16 protein-coding genes are annotated in these 15,554 nt (G+C 71.6%); 8 read left to right on the forward strand and 8 right to left on the reverse strand.

Annotation, left to right across the window (positions count from 1 at the left end; genetic code table 11):
• Position 1: 1 nt before the first annotated feature.
• From QSK25_RS25910 to QSK25_RS25930, 5 genes are all read right to left on the reverse strand, one after another.
• Positions 2–922 carry an ArsR/SmtB family transcription factor gene (locus tag QSK25_RS25910; RefSeq protein WP_285641982.1) on the reverse strand — a complete coding sequence of 307 codons (921 nt, stop codon included), beginning with the start codon at positions 920–922 and terminating at the stop codon, positions 2–4.
• 273 nt (positions 923–1,195) lie between these two features.
• Positions 1,196–1,780 (reverse strand): TetR/AcrR family transcriptional regulator, encoded by a 585-nt coding sequence (locus tag QSK25_RS25915; RefSeq protein WP_285641983.1) that lies wholly within the window; start codon positions 1,778–1,780, stop codon positions 1,196–1,198.
• Positions 1,781–1,783: 3 nt separating this feature from the next.
• Positions 1,784–3,301: an MFS transporter gene (locus QSK25_RS25920; protein ID WP_502881897.1), complete on the reverse strand. Its 1,518-nt coding sequence runs from the start codon at positions 3,299–3,301 to the stop codon at positions 1,784–1,786.
• 87 nt (positions 3,302–3,388) lie between these two features.
• Complete coding sequence (locus QSK25_RS25925) at positions 3,389–3,586, reverse strand: hypothetical protein (RefSeq protein ID WP_285641986.1); 198 nt, start codon at positions 3,584–3,586, stop codon at positions 3,389–3,391.
• Positions 3,587–3,680: 94 nt separating this feature from the next.
• The gene (locus QSK25_RS25930) at positions 3,681–4,175 is read right to left on the reverse strand and encodes a MarR family winged helix-turn-helix transcriptional regulator (protein ID WP_285641988.1); all 495 of its coding nucleotides are present in this window, start codon (positions 4,173–4,175) and stop codon (positions 3,681–3,683) included.
• Positions 4,176–4,231: 56 nt separating this feature from the next.
• Here QSK25_RS25930 and QSK25_RS25935 point away from each other — a divergent pair, with 56 nt between their 5' ends.
• The 4 genes from QSK25_RS25935 to QSK25_RS25950 all read left to right on the forward strand — a co-directional run bounded on the left by QSK25_RS25935 (position 4,232) and on the right by QSK25_RS25950 (position 7,376).
• The gene (locus QSK25_RS25935; protein ID WP_285641989.1) at positions 4,232–5,419 is read left to right on the forward strand and encodes an FAD-dependent monooxygenase; all 1,188 of its coding nucleotides are present in this window, start codon (positions 4,232–4,234) and stop codon (positions 5,417–5,419) included.
• 60 nt (positions 5,420–5,479) lie between these two features.
• On the forward strand, positions 5,480–6,067 hold the full coding sequence (locus QSK25_RS25940; RefSeq protein WP_285641991.1) for a TetR/AcrR family transcriptional regulator: 588 nt from the start codon (positions 5,480–5,482) through the stop codon (positions 6,065–6,067).
• Between the two features lie 71 nt (positions 6,068–6,138).
• Positions 6,139–6,882 carry an SDR family oxidoreductase gene (locus tag QSK25_RS25945; RefSeq protein WP_285641994.1) on the forward strand — a complete coding sequence of 248 codons (744 nt, stop codon included), beginning with the start codon at positions 6,139–6,141 and terminating at the stop codon, positions 6,880–6,882.
• A gap of 131 nt (positions 6,883–7,013) precedes the next feature.
• Complete coding sequence (locus QSK25_RS25950) at positions 7,014–7,376, forward strand: nuclear transport factor 2 family protein (RefSeq protein WP_285641995.1); 363 nt, start codon at positions 7,014–7,016, stop codon at positions 7,374–7,376.
• A 16-nt stretch (positions 7,377–7,392) separates the two neighbouring features.
• Here the strand turns inward: QSK25_RS25950 and QSK25_RS25955 are convergent, their stop codons facing one another.
• Positions 7,393–8,220: an SDR family NAD(P)-dependent oxidoreductase gene (locus QSK25_RS25955; RefSeq protein ID WP_285641996.1), complete on the reverse strand. Its 828-nt coding sequence runs from the start codon at positions 8,218–8,220 to the stop codon at positions 7,393–7,395.
• A 58-nt stretch (positions 8,221–8,278) separates the two neighbouring features.
• On the opposite strand from QSK25_RS25955, the gene QSK25_RS25960 reads away from it, so the two are divergent.
• Complete coding sequence (locus QSK25_RS25960) at positions 8,279–8,698, forward strand: MarR family winged helix-turn-helix transcriptional regulator (RefSeq protein WP_285641998.1); 420 nt, start codon at positions 8,279–8,281, stop codon at positions 8,696–8,698.
• A gap of 23 nt (positions 8,699–8,721) precedes the next feature.
• Here the strand turns inward: QSK25_RS25960 and QSK25_RS25965 are convergent, their stop codons facing one another.
• The gene (locus QSK25_RS25965) at positions 8,722–8,880 is read right to left on the reverse strand and encodes a hypothetical protein (RefSeq protein ID WP_285641999.1); all 159 of its coding nucleotides are present in this window, start codon (positions 8,878–8,880) and stop codon (positions 8,722–8,724) included.
• 19 nt (positions 8,881–8,899) lie between these two features.
• Between QSK25_RS25965 and QSK25_RS25970 the strand changes: the two genes are divergently transcribed.
• From QSK25_RS25970 to QSK25_RS25980, 3 genes are all read left to right on the forward strand, one after another.
• Complete coding sequence (locus QSK25_RS25970) at positions 8,900–9,514, forward strand: hypothetical protein (RefSeq protein ID WP_285642000.1); 615 nt, start codon at positions 8,900–8,902, stop codon at positions 9,512–9,514.
• Between the two features lie 99 nt (positions 9,515–9,613).
• Positions 9,614–12,163, forward strand: coding sequence for an NPCBM/NEW2 domain-containing protein (locus QSK25_RS25975; RefSeq protein WP_285642001.1), 2,550 nt, complete (start codon positions 9,614–9,616; stop codon positions 12,161–12,163).
• The gene (locus QSK25_RS25980; RefSeq protein WP_285642002.1) at positions 12,157–15,030 is read left to right on the forward strand and encodes a discoidin domain-containing protein; all 2,874 of its coding nucleotides are present in this window, start codon (positions 12,157–12,159) and stop codon (positions 15,028–15,030) included. Before QSK25_RS25975 ends, QSK25_RS25980 begins: the two co-directional genes overlap by 7 nt.
• Here QSK25_RS25980 and QSK25_RS25985 read toward each other — a convergent pair.
• The gene (locus QSK25_RS25985; protein WP_285642005.1) at positions 15,023–15,514 is read right to left on the reverse strand and encodes a metallophosphoesterase family protein; all 492 of its coding nucleotides are present in this window, start codon (positions 15,512–15,514) and stop codon (positions 15,023–15,025) included. The two genes, QSK25_RS25980 and QSK25_RS25985, sit on opposite strands and share 8 nt — an antisense overlap.
• Between the last annotated feature and the right edge of the window lie 40 nt (positions 15,515–15,554).

A 15,554-nucleotide genomic window follows, 5' to 3' on the forward strand; every position in this document is an offset into this window, starting at 1 on the left:
TTCAGTTCAGCAGTTCCCAGCCTCGGCGGGTGAGGCGGTGGCGGACCGATCTGCCGTTGCGGTGGGTGGAGACGAAGCCCGCGGTGCGCAGGGCGGTCGCGTGCTGCGACGCCGTGGGCAGGCTGATGCCCACGTGCTTGGCGAGTTCGGTGGTGGTGCGTTCGCAGGTGAGCGCGCGCAGGACGAGCGTGCGGGTGCGGCCCAGCGCGAGTTCGAGGCTGGCGCCGCTCGGCTGGGGTGCGGTGACCGGGTAGAAGAGCAGCGGCTGCGGTTCGGCGAACATCGACACGGCCGGGCGGGTGAGGCCGTTGAGCACCGGCACGAGCAGCATCCCGGTGCCGCGCAACGAGATCTCGGTGTCCCAGCCGAGTTCCACGTGCAGCGCGGGCGAGGTCCAGGAGATCGACGGGTGCAGGTGCCCGAGCAGGTCGCCCAAACCGCGCGACACGGCCTGCGAGGACCGCAGCCGGACCTCGGCGTCGAACGCCTGGCGGGTCTGCGACCAGTGCGGGCCGAGCAGGTCGCGGAAACCGGCCGAGAACGCGGACCGCAGGTCCTGGCGCGAGGTCGGCGTACCGGCCGCGAACGAGCGCAGCCACGGCGACGTGGTGCCGAGCATGCTCGCGATCTGGTCGCGCACCCGTGTGGACGGGACGTCGAGCACCTGGCGGACGGCCTCGTCGAAGTCGGGGCGCGCGGAGTTGAAGAAGTCCGGGATGAACCGGCCGGGCCTGATGAGTTCGGCGAGCGGGCGGATGTGCGGCAGCAGCAGGCGGTCCCAGTTGCCGCTGTGCACCGAGAACACCAGCTCGTACATGGGCAGTGGTGCCGGCGCGAACCGCGTGCGCGCCAGGTCTTCGAGTTCGAACAGAATCGTCAGTCCACGCCCTTTGGGCACGGCTTCCGACATCACGATCGGCATGAGCTTCCCCCCGGAGTGCCACCCACTTCCGAAGGTACGCAGAATTCGTTGTCCGGTGTCAGCGCCGTTCCACTTGACAACGTTCGGTGGACAAACTCCCAGACGAGCGGCCGGGCCTGTTCGGTGCGCTCGAGCAGCAGGTCACGGATGCGGGCGCGGTCCCGTCGAACTCCAGGCCCGCACCGCGGCGGATCGGCCGGCGTCACCCCATCGAGTGCACGGGAACCGAGGCCGCCCGGGTGCGGAAGTGGTCGCGGCAGGCCGTTCGCCGCCTCACCGAGGGGCGAGGTGGTCCCAGGCGGGGCCGGGCGCGGTGAGGCTGACCAGGAGGGCTTCCAGGTCGATCGGCGGCTGCCGGTCCGGGTGGTGATGCCAGCCGGGTATGGCGCTGATGCCGTCAGCCGCGGCCGTGATCAGTGCGGTGATGTGGGGCGGGAGACCGTCGGCGGCGAGGTCGTCGTACCAGCGCAGCGTGTCCTCGCGGGCGAGGTCGGTGATCTCCGGGACGGTCGCCAGGTGGCTGAGCACGGGGACCAGGTCGCGGAAGTTGCCGGGGTCGCGCGAGAACGCCGCGCTGACCCGGACGTAGGCGCGGGTGAGGCGCCCCGCCGCGGTGTCCGCGGGGTCCACCGCGGCGAGGACGTCGGCGCGGAACCGGTCGAACAGGTCCTGGGCGAGTGCCCGCACCAGGTCGTCCTTGGTGGCGAAGTGGTGCAGAAGACCACCCTTGGACACCCCCGCCTCCTTGGCGATGTGGTCGAGGGTGGCCGAGGTGCCGCGGGTGCGGATGCAGGCACCTGCGGCGTCCAGCAGCGCACGGCGGGTGTCCTCAGGGGTGCGCCCGGCTACCCGCGGCATGGACTACTCCTCGATCGGGGTCGTGGTGGTGCCGCTCTTCCTACCGGAGGGGATGGTGCGCCAGGCGATGAGGGCGGCGATCACGGTGATCGCGGCGGCGACGACCGAGGTGACCTGCATGGCGGTCGTGAACGCCTCCCGCGCGGCCTCGACCACGCCCGAGTCGCGGGCGGTGTTGACCGCGGTGGCCAGCGAGTCCTCCACGGCGGTGCGGGTGGCACCGGACAGGTCGGCGGGCAGGTCCAGGGACGCCCGGTAGACCAGGGTCACCGTCGAGCCGAGCAACGCGATGCCGAGGGCCCCGCCGAGTTCGAACGCCATCTCGGAGATGGCCGAGGCGGCGCCGGCACGTTCGGACGGCACGGCGGAGATCACGGCGTCCGTGGTGAGCGTCATCGCCACGCCGATGCCCAGTCCCAGCGGCAGCAGGGCCGCCGCCAGCCACAGGACGTCGCCGGTGTTCTCGGCGGCGGCGACGAGCACCAGGCCGAGTGCGGCGAGCAGCAGGCCCACCCCCACGGCACGGCCGGTGCCCAGCCGTGCCACGAGCAGCCCGACCACGGCGACGGCCAGGATGGACGCCACCGTAGTGGGCAACTCCACCAGCCCCGCGGCCAGCGGCCGCAGGCCGCGCACGAGCTGCAGGTACTGGGAGAAGAAGAACAGCACCCCCATCAGCGCGAAGATCGCGACGAAGTTGGCCAGCACCGCTCCGCTGAACGCCTTGTCGGCGAACAACTCCACGTCGATCAGCGGCGTCTTCAGCCGGCGCTGGCGGCGGACGAACAGCACACCCGCCGTCACGCCGACCACCGTCGCGAGCACCGACCGGAGGTCCACACCGGTGCCGATGGTGTGCTTGACCGCGTAGACCAGCGGAACGACGGCCGCCATCGACATCGCCGCCGAGATCAGGTCGAACCGGCCGGGCCGGGGGTTGCGCGACTCCGGCAGCAGGACCGCACCCGCCACCAGGAACACCAGGACCACCGGCACGTTGATCAGGAACACCGAGCCCCACCAGAAGTGCTCCAGCAGCAGTCCCCCGACCAGCGGCCCGAGCGCCATGCCGCCGGCCGAGGCCGCTGACCAGATCGCGATCGCCCTGGTGCGTTCGCCCTGCTCGGGGAACATGTTGCGGATGATCGACAGCGTGGACGGCATGATGGTCGCCCCGGCCACGCCGAGCAGCAGCCGTGCCGCGATCAGCATCTCCGCGTTCGGCGCGAACGCGGCCAGCGCCGACGCCGCACCGAACGCCGCCGTGCCCGCCAGCAACACGCGCTTGCGTCCGAGCCGGTCGGCGAGCGTGCCCGTGGTCACCAGCAGGCCCGCCAGGGCCAGGGCGTAGATGTCCCCGATCCACAGGATCTGCGTCGAACTCGGCGCCAGGTCGGCGGTCAGCGACGGCACGGCCAGGTAGAGCACCGTGCCGTCGATGGCCAGCAGCAGCATCGAACCGACCAGCACCACCAGCGCCGCCCACCTGCGCTTGTAGGGTGCCGGCACCTTCGTCGCCATACGGGCGTCACCAGGAGTCACCTGGTTATTGTACCGGCTGGACGGTGCAATAAGCTCAGCACGTGACGGGGCCGACCACCCCGCGGGTCACTTCTTCGGCGAGATCACCCCAGCGCGGAACAGCACGATCGGGGCCAGCACGGACACCACGAACAGCGGCAGGTACCGCGTCCAGGTCTGACCGGTCAGGTGCTGGACGTAGGACCCGGCCACGCCCGCCAGCGCTCCCAGGAGCAGGAGGGCGAGCACGACGAGAACGCGTTTGCGGCGACCGGGCTTCTTCATCCGCACATCACTTCCGATCGTCGGTTCGGTTCTCCGCCCTGGTTCTCGCCCCGGCGCGCCGGCAAACCCCGGGCCACCTGATCGGACCAGTCGATCAAGGGCGCGCGTCGAGCCGCCCGCACGCCTCGTTCGCCGCCGCGGTGATCCTGCCCAGGAACGCGGTGACCAGGCGGAGTTCGGCCGATGGCGTCGTGCGCAGGACGTCCGCGATCTCGGCGCCGGCGACGGCGAGGAAGCGGCGGGCGTGCTCGCGTGCGGCCGGGGCGGGCCTCAGCGTGACGCGGCGGCGGTCAGCGCTCTCCCGGCTGCGGACGAGGTGCCCGGCGGCCTCGAGCCGGTTGAGCAGGATCGTGGTGGCGCCGGTCGTCATGCCGATCTGACGGGCCAGCCGCACGGGCGAGAGAGGTGTGCCCGCCTCGGCCGCCCAGATGATCTGCCCGAGCGCGTTCGTGTCGGAGGCGGGCAGCCGTGTCCACGCGGCGAGGTGCTGGTTGAGCGCGGTGAACGCCAAAGTCCAGTCGCGCAGGCCGTGCATCACCTCGACCTGGGCCGCTGACCAGCTCTCCGCCAGCGGGTCCGTGCCTGTCATGCAGCCTCCTTCACGGCGAAGTAGCTTTGCTGCAAAGCTATCAAGGGGAGTGGCACATGACGACACGGCACGCGGCGATCTCCGGCGCGAGCATCGCCGGGCTCTCGGCCGCGTTCTGGCTGCGGCGCACCGGCTGGGAGGTGACCGTGCTGGAGCGGGCGGAGGCGTTCCGCGACGGCGGGCAGAACGTCGACGTCCGCGGCACCGCCCGCGAGGTCCTCACCAGGATGGGACTCTTCGACGCGGTCAAGGACCAGAACACCACCGAGACGGGCACGGTGTTCGTCGACTCCTCGGGCCGGGTGCTCGCGGAACTGCCCGACGCGGGCCCGGACGGCGCGACGGCCGAACTGGAGGTCCTGCGTGGCGACTTCGCCGCCACGATCCTGCACAACCTGCCGGACGGGGTCGAGATCGTCTACGGCGACACGGTGTCCGGCGTCGAGGACGGTCCCGAGCACGTCACGGTGAGCACCGCCGCGGGCCGCCACCTGCGCGCCGACCTCCTCGTGATCGCCGAGGGCGTCCGCTCCGCCACCCGCGACCTGCTCTTCGGCGACCTCGTCGAACGCCGCGACCTCGGCGTCGCCATGGTGTTCGGCACGATCCCCCGCACGGCGAGCGACGACACCCGCTGGCGCTGGTACACGACCACCGGCGGACGGCAGGTCCACCTGCGGCCGGACAACCACGGCACGACCCGCGCGATGCTCGCCTGCACGGGAGACTTCGGCGGGCTCGGCCGCGCCGACGCCCTGAGCCGGTTCCGCGACCGCTACGCCGGCGCGGGCTGGGAGACCCGCCGCGTGCTCGACGGGTTCGACGACTCCGAGGACGTGTACGTCGACCAGCTCACCCAGATCCGGATGCCTGCGTGGCACCGCGGCCGGGTGTGCCTCGCGGGCGACGCCGCGTGGTGCGTCACGCCGATGGGCGGGGGTGGCGCGTCGCTGGCCCTCATCAGCGGCTACGTCCTGGCCGCCGCGACGGCCGCGCCGGGACGGCTCGAGGACGGGCTCGCGGCGTACGAGGACTGGATGCGGCCGCTGGTCGACGACGTGCAGAACTTCCCGGGGTGGCTCCTGCGGTTCGCCTACCCGCGCACGCGGTTCGGGCTGCGGCTGCGGCGGCTGGCCGACCGGGTGTTCACGTCACGCCTGCTGGCACCGCTGACGGCGAAGATGACCCAGGTCGCGTCGAGCGAACGGGCGCTGCCGCCGGTGGAGTCGGTGCGCGCCGGCTGAGCCTCGGCCGCACCCCGAGGTTATTGACAGATCGATCCATAACCTCCTACGGTTCAGGACATGGCGCGACCGCGTGAGTTCGACCGGGCAGAGGCGTTGCAGAAGGCCACCAAGGTCTTCTGGGACAAGGGTTACGCGGCCACGTCCACCGACCACCTCCTCAAGGAGATGAACATCGGTCGGCAGAGCCTCTACAACGCCTTCGGGGACAAGCGAAAGCTCTACCTCGAGGCGCTGGAGTCCTATCAGGACGCCACGGTCGCCGGCCACGTGCGACGCCTGACCGACCCCGAGTCCCCCTTGGAAGGCATCCGGCAACTCCTCGCCGGAATCGCCCCCGAAGACGACGAACTGCGATCCCTGGGCTGCCTCGGCGTCGGGTCGGTCAGCGAGTTCGGCCCCGCGGACCCGGAACTCGCGCGCCTGCGGGACCGGACCAACCGGATCCTGGGCGAGGAGGTCTCGACCAGGATCCGGGCGGCCCAGGCCCTCGGCGAGATCGACGAGTCGGTCGACGTCGCGGACGCCACCGGGTTCGTGCTGCTCACGATGACCGGCCTGCAGGTGTCGGCCCGCGCCGGCGCCGACGTGGCGTCCATGCGCCGCCAGGCCGACTTCGTGGTCGACCGCCTCGCGGCCCGCTCCTGACACTTCCCGGGCACGACGGCGCGTTTGTCGTACCCCAATTATTGACTGATCTGTCCAGAAAGGGATTTCCCATGAGCAGCACCACCTCCCGGTCCCGCCGTCCGGCCGCCCTCGTCTTCGGCGGGTCCCGCGGGATCGGGGCCGCGGCGGTCACCCGGCTGGCCGCCGAGGGCCACGCGGTGACGTTCACCTACAACACGAGCCCCGGCAAAGCGCAGGACCTGGTCGAAGCGGTCGAACGCGACGGCGGCCGCGCGTTCGCCGTGCAGGCCGACAGCGCCGATCCCGCGGCCCTGCGCGCGGCGGTCGACCAGGCCGTCGAGCACTTCGGTGAGCTGGGGGTCGTCGTGGTCAACGCCGGTGTCCTGCGCACCGGCACCATCGACACCGTCACCCTGGAAGACCTCGACCTCATGCTGGCCGTGAACGTCCGCGGCGTGTTCCTCGCGATCCAGGCCACCGTGCCGCACCTGGTGGACGGCGCCCGCGTCATCACGATCGGCAGCAACGTCGCGATCCGCACCGGCACCCCCGGCGCCAGCGTCTACCAGCTCACCAAGACCGCGGTGGCGGGCATGGTCAAGGGCGTGGCGCTGGACCTCGCGCCCCGCGGGATCACGGTGAACAACGTCCAGCCCGGCCCGATCGACACCGACCTCAACGCCGGGGCGCTCGACCAGCTCGCGGCGGGCAGCCCACTGCGCCGGGTCGGCAGCACCGCCGAGATCGCGGGCCTCATCGCGTTCCTCGCCGGCGACGACTCCCGGTACATCACCGGCGCGAGCCTGACCGCCGACGGTGGCTACACGCTCTGACCCCTTCCCGACCGTCGTCGGCGCGTCGCGGTGACCGTCATGACCACGGTCATCTGACGGGCACTGCGCGCGGGCCGACGCGCCGACGATGGTCCTCACCAACACCACGCAGCACCACGAGGAGTCCGGCCATGTCGAACAAGGAAGTCCTCCGCACCGCGATGCGCGAGCTCTTCGAGGAGAAGGACGTCACCGCGCTCGACCGGTACTGGGCGGAGCCCTACGTCCAGCACAGCCCGAACCTGCCCAACGGACTCGACGGGCTGCGCGCCGCGGTGCCGTCGCTCGCAGGGTTCCGCTGGCGGCCCGAACGGATCTTCGAGGACGGCGACTTCGTGATCGCGCACAGCAGGGTCAGCGGCTGGCTGCCCGAGGGCGACGCGGCGATCGTCGACATCTTCCGCTTCGAGGACGGCCGCATCGTCGAGCACTGGGACGTGGTCCAGCCCTACGTGCCGGCCGAGCAGACCGCGAGCGGGAACGACATGGTCTGAACCGGGCGGTCGCCCCTCACCCGGCGACACCCGGTCCCGCCAGGAGGTCCTCGGTGGCTTCCCACAGCGCACGCTGCACCGCCTCGTCCCGACCGGGCGCCGGGCACCGCAACGGCCTGGCGTCCCTGACCGAGAAGTAGCCGCCGGTGACGCCGTCGAAGACGGGGTCGGTCGCGAGGCGGGTGATGATCGAGGCGCCCCTGGCCGGGTCGCCGACCCGCACCGCGTGCAGCACCTTCTCCAGCACGCCCGCGAACGGCAGTTCCCGTCCCAGCCCGGTGGTGTTGAAGCCGGGGTCGCAGCAGTTCGACGTGACCCCGGTGCCGGCCAGCCGGCGCGCGAGCTCCTGGCTGAACATGATGTCCATCAACTTGGTGCGGCCGTAGTGGGAGGCCGACGTCAGCGCGGTCGCCGGATCGATGCCGCGGGCCTGCCGCGCCGCCTCGGACGCGACGGTGACGACACGCGCGGACGAAGCGATCAGCTTGGCCCGCAACGCGTTCGTCAGCACCCAGGGCGCCAGGTAGTTCACCGCGGTCATCTCGGGCAGGCCGTCCGCGGTGAGGCGCGGGCTGAACGCGTGGATCCCGGCGTTGTTGATGAGCACGTCGACGCGGTCGTAGTGCGCGTCCACGGCATCGGCGGCGCGGCGGACCTCCCGCAGCGAGGACAGGTCGGCGACGAACGCGGTGACGGTCACGCCCGGCCCGATCGCGGCGCGCAGCTCGTCCACCTTGGCGGCGTTGCGGGCGACCACCCCCAGGTCGACGCCCCGGCGGGCCAGGTCGAGCGCGACGAGCCTGCCCAGGCCGTGCGTCGCGCCGGTGATGACAGCGGTGGTCATGACTCTCCTATATCGTGAGGTACCTCAATACTGTCACAACACTGAGGTACCTCACGAAATGAAACCCCGCACGGACGCCGGCGAGACAGGGCTGCGCTACCTCACCACGTCCGCGAAGATCCGCAGGAAAGTCGACGAGCACATGGCCGGCGGCGTTTCCCTGGCCAGGACGAAGGTCCTGCAGGTGCTCGCCGAACTGGGCCCCGTCAAGCAGACGCGACTGGCCGAGGAACTGGGCATGGCGCCGCGGTCGATCACCCAGGCCGTCGAGGCCATGGAACGGGACGGCCTGGTCGAACGCTCCCCCGACCCCGCCGACAAGCGGGCGAAGGTGGTCGCCGTGACCGAACGGGGCGCGCTCGCCCTCACCACCGGCGAACAGTCGGGCCGCGAGGTGTTGAAGTCGATCTTCGAGCGACTGAGCCCCGACCAGCTCAGGGCGCTGGACGAGGTGCTGGACGTGCTGAACCGCGCCTGAACCCCGGCACGACGCCTACCGGCTCACTCCGGACGGGACGCCTCGGCCAGCCGTTCGTGCAGGCGCTCCCTGATCTGGTCGGGCGTGTACGCGGCGCGGCGGCGCTGGTTGCGGGCCACGACCACGCCGCTCGCCGCGACACCCGCCAGTCCGGCGATGCCGAGCAGCTTCCAGAGCTTCATGTGAATAGGGTACGGGGCTATGCCGACCTCCCTGGACGAAGCCGTCGAGATGACCCGCACCGGTGACGTGTGGGTGTTCCGCGGGCGCAGCCCGGCGGACCGCGCGATCCAGGCCATGACCAACAGCCCGGTCAACCACGTGGGCATGGCGATCGTGCTCGACGACCTGCCGCCGTTGATGTGGCACGCCGAGCTCGGCAAGTCGCTCAAGGACATGTGGTCCGGCACGCACCAGCGCGGCGCCCAGCTGCACGACCTGCGCGACGCCGTGGTGACGTGGCACGACAAGTACGGGCAACGTGCGTGGCTGCGGCAGCTCGACGTCGAGGTGACGCGCGAGATGGAGGACGCGGCGCTGCGCACGGTGGCCCGGCTCGACGGCACGCCGTTCCCGTCGACGGCGAAGCTCGCGTCGCGGTGGCTGCGCGGCCGGGTTCCGCTGGGGCCCAAGGCGGACGCGACGATCGAGAGCGCGTTCTGCGCGGAGGTCGTGGCCGTGACGTACGAGGAGATGGGGCTGCTGCCGAAGCGCCGGCCCAACTGGTACGACCCCGGCCGCTTCTGGAGCGGTGACGACCTGGACCTGCTCGGCGGCGCGAAGCTCGGCCGGGAGATCGAGATCGTCGTCATGTGAAAAGCCTGTCCGCAAGAGGACTGATAACCATCAGCCCCTTGACCGGGAAGAGATCCGGTCCCAACGATGGGAGCGGTCTCACCCCGGGAGCTGACAACGATGTCACGACTGCTCGTCCTCGTGCTCGCCCTGCTGTTGCCCGCCGCACCCGCCGTCGCCGCGCCGTCCGGCTGGACCGTCACCGGGCCGGGCCGCGTCACCGCGCAGGTCACCCTGACCAGCGGCGACCTCACGTTCTCGATCCGCAACCAGGGCAGAACCGTGGTGCAGCCGGCGTCCGTCGGGCTCACCACGACGACCGCGGACCTCACGCAGGACCTGACGTTCACGGGACGGTCTGACCGCGTTGTCACCGAGCGGTACTCGATGCCGACCGGCAAGCGGTTGCAGCGCGACACGCGCATGACCGAGACACGGCTGGGCTTCCGCAACGGCCAGGGCAGCTTCTCCCTGGTGGTGCGCGCGTCGGCGGACGGCATCGCCTACCGGTACGTCCTGCCCGGCGCCGCGACGATCACCTCCGAGGCGTCGAGCTTCGCCCCGCCCGCCGACGCCAAGGCGTGGCTGCTGCCCTACAACGCCTGGTACGAGGCCAATCGCGTGCGCACGACCGCGGGTGAGGCCACCGGCGACTTCGGGTACCCGTCGCTCTTCCAGACCGGTCCGGACTTCGCGCTGCTCACCGAGTCCGACGTGGACGGCCGGTACGCGGGCAGCAGGCTCCGCAAGGAGGGCAGCGGTTTCCGGGTCGTGCTGGCCGACCCGCAGGTGGCCTCGACCGGCACGACCCCGTGGCGCACCGCGATCGTCGGCGACCTGGCCACCGTCAGCACCTCCACCCTCGTGGACGACCTGGCGAGCCCCGCGAGGTACGCCGACACGAGCTGGATCAGGCCCGGCAAGGTCGCGTGGTCGTGGCTGAGCGAGCACTCCAGCCCGAGCGACTTCGCGCGGCAGAAGCAGTACGTGGACTTCGCCGCCCGCCACGGCTGGGAGTACGCGCTGGTCGACGAGGGCTGGAGCGCCGCGTGGGTGCCGGAGCTCATCCGGTACGCCCGCGCGCGGGGCGTCGAGATCCTGCTGTGGCTGCGCTGGAGCGATCTCGACACCGAGCAGGAACGCGACACCGTGCTGCCTCGGATCAAGCAGTGGGGTGCGAAGGGCGTGAAGCTCGACTTCATGGAGTCCGACTCGCAGGACCGTTACCGCTGGTACGACGCGGTGCTGCAGAAGACGGCCGAGCTGAAGCTGATGGTCAACTTCCACGGTTCCACCATCCCGCACGGCCTCGCCCGGACCTGGCCGCACGTGCTCACGATGGAGGCCGTGCGCGGCGCCGAGAACCACCCGCCCGCGGCCGACAACCCCGTGCAGTTCTTCACCCGCAACGTCGCCGGGTCGATGGACTACACGCCGGTGTCGCTCGAGGTCGGCACGAAGGAGGCGTCGATCGGGCACGAGGTGGCGCTGCCGGTCGTCTACGAGTCGGGGTGGACGCACTTCGCCGACAAACCCGAGGCGTACGAACGGCACCCGCAGGCGTTGCGCTACCTCGACCAGCTCCCGACGACCTGGACCGAGACCCGCCTGCTCGACGGCGACCCGGACTCGCACGCCGTGGTCGCACGCCGCAACGGCGACCGGTGGTTCGTCGGCGGCATCGCCACTCAGGACCGCACGCTCCAGGCGCCGCTGGGGTTCCTCGGCGGCGGCCGGTGGCTGGTCGAGACCGTCCGCGACCCGGAGGTCCGCGCCGACGTCGTCCGCGACACCAGGATCATGCGCGGCACCGACACCCTCACCATGCCCACCAAGCGCAACGGCGGGTTCGCCGCGGTGATCTGCCGCTACCGGCCGGGGTTGCAGACGTGCGACCAGCCGATCCGGCAGGTCCCGAGGACCACGCTGACCGTCACGCCGGCCGGCCAGACCGACGTCCCGGCAGGCTCGACGATCGAGGTCACCGGCACGTTCACCAACGGCGACCAGGAGATCCGCGACGTCAGGCTCACCGCGACCGCACCTCGGGGCTGGACGGTCACCGGTCCCGCGATCGAGCGGCGCAGGCTCGCCCCCGGCGAGTCGATCACCGGCCGCTGGCAGCTCGCGGCGGGCGGGCAGACCGGTCCGATCGACGTGCCGGTCGTCGTCACCTTCGGCGACGTCCACGTCGAGCAGGCGGTCAAGGCGTTCGTGCCGCCACCGGTGCCGGCGAACGGCTCGCAGGTGAGCGACCTGCCGTTCCTGAGCGAGACGAACGGCTGGGGCCCGGTCGAGCGGGACAGGTCCAACGGCGAGAACACCGGTGGCGACGGCAATCCGTTGTCCATCGGCGGCGTCACCCACGCCAAGGGACTCGGCACGCACGCGCCGTCCGAGGTCTCGGTCTACCTCGGCCGCGGCTGCACCCGCCTCACCGCCCTGATCGGCCTCGACGACGAGACCACCGAGACGGGCTCGGTCGCGTTCCAGGTGTTCGGCGACGACAAACCCTTGTACGACAGCGGAACCGTCCGGGCGAAGGGCGCGGCGGTCCCGATCGACGTCGACGTCGCGAACGTCCGGATGCTCAGCCTCCGCGTCACCGACGGCGGCGACGGCCGCAACTTCGACCACGCCGACTGGGCGGAGGCAGCCCTGACATGCTGATCAACCGCAGGACGTTCCTCTACGGCACCGGCGTGCTCGCGCTCGCGCCGAAAGTCTCGCTCGCCCAACTGAAAGACACCTACTACGAGGTGCTGCTCCGGCACACCAGGTGGGCCGAGACGCAGTACGACGCGACGGCCGGGCGGTACCGGCGCACCGACTTCGGGTTCGCGGTCGTCCTCGGCAACGCCGTCCTGCTCACGCGCGGCACCTACGACGCCGGCCTCGCGGGCGTCGAGAAGGACGTCCTGCGCGAGCACACCCTCGCCACGATCAAGCACTTCGCGGCGAGCAACGTGCTGGCGGGCGGCACCGAGTGGGGCAAGACCCTGTTCTGGGACACCACGTTCCAGTCGTACTTCGTGCTGGCCGCCCGGCTGCTCTGGCCCGACCTCGACGCGCAGACCCGCGCGAACGTGGAGACGATCGCGCGCGGCCAGGCCGACTACACGACGTCGCTCGGCACCGCGAACGACCCGCGCTCCGGCAGTTGGACGCCGAACGGCCTGACCGGAGGCCACCGGGGCGACACCAAGCTGGAGGAGATGGGCGTCTACGCCCAAGCGCTTGCGCCCGGGCTGGCCTGGCACGGCGACGGGCCGGGCTGGCGCGAGGCGTTCGGCCGCTGGAGCCGCAACGAGGCGGGGCTGCCCGCCGCGGACCTCGCCAATCCGTCCGTTGTGGACGGCACGCCCATCAGCGCCAACACCGCGACGAACCTGCACGACACGTTCATCGTCGAGAACCACGGCTCGTTCGGCCCGCACTACCAGGAGGAGCTCTGGCGCACGTCCGGGCGCAACGCCGTGCACTTCCTGCTCGCCGGACGACCGCTGCCCGAGGTGCTGACCAAGCAGCCGAACGGCGAACTGTTGTGGCGCACGATCCTCGCCACGATGAGCGACGCCGGTGAGCCGTTGATGCCGATGGTCAACGACCGCGAGCACCTCTACGGCCGTGACGTCATCCCGCTCGCCTTCCGCTCCACCGTGCTGCGCGACCCGATGGCCGCCCGCGCCGAGGCAGCGCTCGCGTCCAAGCTCCTCGCCTACCAGGCCCACCCGCCCGTGCACCGGCTGGCGAAGTTCTCCGGCGAAGCCAAGTACGAACCGGAGGCCCGCGCGGAACTCGCGATCAGCTACCTGCTGCACGAACTCCGCCCGCCCGCGACACCGGTGCCGGAGCTGGAGTTCTTCTCCCGTGCGGCGATCACGATCGACCACGGCGCCGACCCCGGCCTGCTCACGCACCAGTCGGCGTCGGCGTGGGCGGGCACGGTGACCAAGCCGGGCTTCACGAAACTCGCCTGGCAGCCGTCGCACGACGACTGGCTGTTCAAGATCAGCGGCGCGACCCCGATGCTGCTGCCCCCGCAGGCCGTCACCCGGCGCACCACCGTTGCGTACCAGCGGGTGCGGGACGGCTTCGACGCGACCGCGGCCCTGCTGCGGTTCGCGGACGGGTTCGCCGGCACCGCCACCCTGCCGACCGGCACGATCGTGTGCGCACTCCCCCGCCCCGGCCGCGTCGACGTGCACAACCTCGCGCTGGCCGGGATCCTCAGCGGCTCCCGCACCTACACGGGTTCGGCAGGCCGCGTCACGGTCGCCGCGCGCGAGGGTTTCCGGGTCGACGAACTGACGTTCGCGCCGACGACAGCCCGGCACGTCCGGATGATCGGCGTGACGCCCTACCCGACCTACGGCTACTCGCTCTTCGACTTCGAGGCGGGGCAAGCGGTTGCGACCACCGCGTCGTCGTTCGACCCCGGCTACGAACCCACCAGGGCGACCGACGGCAACCCGGCCACGCGCTGGGCGGTCGCCCGTGCCGAACGCGGCCGCGCCGACAGCTGGCTCGCCGTCGACCTCGGCACCCCCACGACCGTGCAGAAAGTGCGGCTTCGCTGGGAGACGGCCGCCGCCGTCGCCTACCGGATCGAGACCTCGCTGAACGGCACCGAGTGGACGACGGTCGCGCAGTACCCGAGCCCCGACCTCAGCACACCGGGCTGGCTTGACGTGGACGGCAAAGCGGGGTTCGTCGCGCGCTCCACCACGCCGTTCGTCGTCAACGGCGACACGATCACCGTTCCCGCCGGCCTGGTCGAGGGGTACGTCCGCGGCGACCTCCGCGAGATCGCCGCGCAGCCGGCACCGGTCTGCCCCGCCGGGATCGCGGCCAGCACCGCCGACGGGTTCCTGAGCCTGTTCAACCTGACGGACGCCGACGTCACCGGGACCGTGCGGCTGCGCGGCACCCGCCTCTACCGCGGCGACCAGGTCACCACCCGCGACGGCACCGAGTACGCGCTCACCCTGCCCGCCGCGACCGCACGGGTCGAGGCGCCGTGGTTCACCGCCCGGAACCTCCCCGCCGGCATCACCGCGACCGTGCACGACGGCCGGAGCGTGACGTTCCGGGGCGGCCCGGCGATGTTCGTGCTGACCCACCGCGACGGCCGGTCGCTCCCGGTCGTGCTGGGCCGCTCCGCTCGCACGGTGGTCATGCCCGGCGCGCAGGCGTTTCCGTTCGACGACCTGGCGCTCGGCCGTGTCACGTTCCCGAACTCGGTGCTGCCGAACGGCATGAGCGATCCGGCGGCCGCGGTCGACGGGTCCGGCCGGACCGCGTGGACGCCGGGACGCGACGGCCGCATGGTGGTCGACCTCGGGGCTGTGCACGACGTCGCCGTCAGTCTGGAGTGGACACCCGGACGGCCGCCGCCGCACACCGTCACCTACAGCGTGGACGGCAGGACGTACGGCACCACACCGTCCGCCCGGTACGTGGCCGTCTCGACGAACTGGCGGCCGGGCCACGCGTCGTTGCGCAGCGTTGTGGTGAGGCCGTCCGGCGTCAGCTGACCTCGACGATCCGGGCGTCGAGCAACTCGCCGTCCTCGATGTCCAGCAGGCCGAGCGTGCCGTGCGGCTGCCGCCGTTTCTCCGTGGGCGAGCCGGGGTTGAACACCCGCACGCCGGCTTCCTGCTCGTCCCACGGGATGTGCGAGTGCCCGAAGACGATCAGTCTGGCGGCGGGGAACATCCGGCGCATCCGGGCCGTGCGGCCGGTCTTCTGACCGCTGTCGTGGATCATCGCGAACGGCAGCCCGGCGATCTCGCCCTCGACCACGTCCGGCGCGCCCCAGGCCGCCACGTCCTCGCCGTCGTTGTTGCCGCGCACCACCGTGACGGGCGCGTACTGCGCCAGTTCGTCCAGCACGGGTGCCACGCAGACGTCGCCGCCGTGCAGGATCAGGTCCGCGGACCTCAGGTGGTCCGCGACGGCCGCCGGGCAGCGCTTCCAGAACCGCGGCCCGTGGGTGTCGGACAGCACGACGACTCGCACATCCGCGACGGTAGCAAAGGAGTTCCTCACCGAGGCCCGG

Origin of the sequence: Lentzea sp. NBRC 102530 (genome assembly GCF_030269365.1) — a bacterium.
In the GTDB taxonomy this organism is placed as follows: domain Bacteria; phylum Actinomycetota; class Actinomycetes; order Mycobacteriales; family Pseudonocardiaceae; genus Lentzea.

Bases quoted from the DNA above. Each gene is read 5' to 3' on its own strand.
- QSK25_RS25945 (WP_285641994.1), top strand. From the start codon at position 6,139: ATGAGCAGCACCACCTCCCGGTCCCGCCGTCCGGCCGCCCTCGTCTTC.
- QSK25_RS25960 (WP_285641998.1), top strand. From the start codon at position 8,279: ATGAAACCCCGCACGGACGCCGGCGAGACAGGGCTGCGCTACCTCACC.
- QSK25_RS25970 (WP_285642000.1), top strand. From the start codon at position 8,900: ATGCCGACCTCCCTGGACGAAGCCGTCGAGATGACCCGCACCGGTGAC.
- QSK25_RS25975 (WP_285642001.1), top strand. From the start codon at position 9,614: ATGTCACGACTGCTCGTCCTCGTGCTCGCCCTGCTGTTGCCCGCCGCA.
- QSK25_RS25930 (WP_285641988.1), bottom strand. From the start codon at position 4,175: ATGACAGGCACGGACCCGCTGGCGGAGAGCTGGTCAGCGGCCCAGGTC.
- QSK25_RS25950 (WP_285641995.1), top strand. From the start codon at position 7,014: ATGTCGAACAAGGAAGTCCTCCGCACCGCGATGCGCGAGCTCTTCGAG.
- QSK25_RS25935 (WP_285641989.1), top strand. From the start codon at position 4,232: ATGACGACACGGCACGCGGCGATCTCCGGCGCGAGCATCGCCGGGCTC.
- QSK25_RS25910 (WP_285641982.1), bottom strand. From the start codon at position 922: ATGCCGATCGTGATGTCGGAAGCCGTGCCCAAAGGGCGTGGACTGACG.
- QSK25_RS25915 (WP_285641983.1), bottom strand. From the start codon at position 1,780: ATGCCGCGGGTAGCCGGGCGCACCCCTGAGGACACCCGCCGTGCGCTG.
- QSK25_RS25920 (WP_502881897.1), bottom strand. From the start codon at position 3,301: ATGGCGACGAAGGTGCCGGCACCCTACAAGCGCAGGTGGGCGGCGCTG.
- QSK25_RS25980 (WP_285642002.1), top strand. From the start codon at position 12,157: ATGCTGATCAACCGCAGGACGTTCCTCTACGGCACCGGCGTGCTCGCG.
- QSK25_RS25925 (WP_285641986.1), bottom strand. From the start codon at position 3,586: ATGAAGAAGCCCGGTCGCCGCAAACGCGTTCTCGTCGTGCTCGCCCTC.
- QSK25_RS25955 (WP_285641996.1), bottom strand. From the start codon at position 8,220: ATGACCACCGCTGTCATCACCGGCGCGACGCACGGCCTGGGCAGGCTC.
- QSK25_RS25965 (WP_285641999.1), bottom strand. From the start codon at position 8,880: ATGAAGCTCTGGAAGCTGCTCGGCATCGCCGGACTGGCGGGTGTCGCG.
- QSK25_RS25940 (WP_285641991.1), top strand. From the start codon at position 5,480: ATGGCGCGACCGCGTGAGTTCGACCGGGCAGAGGCGTTGCAGAAGGCC.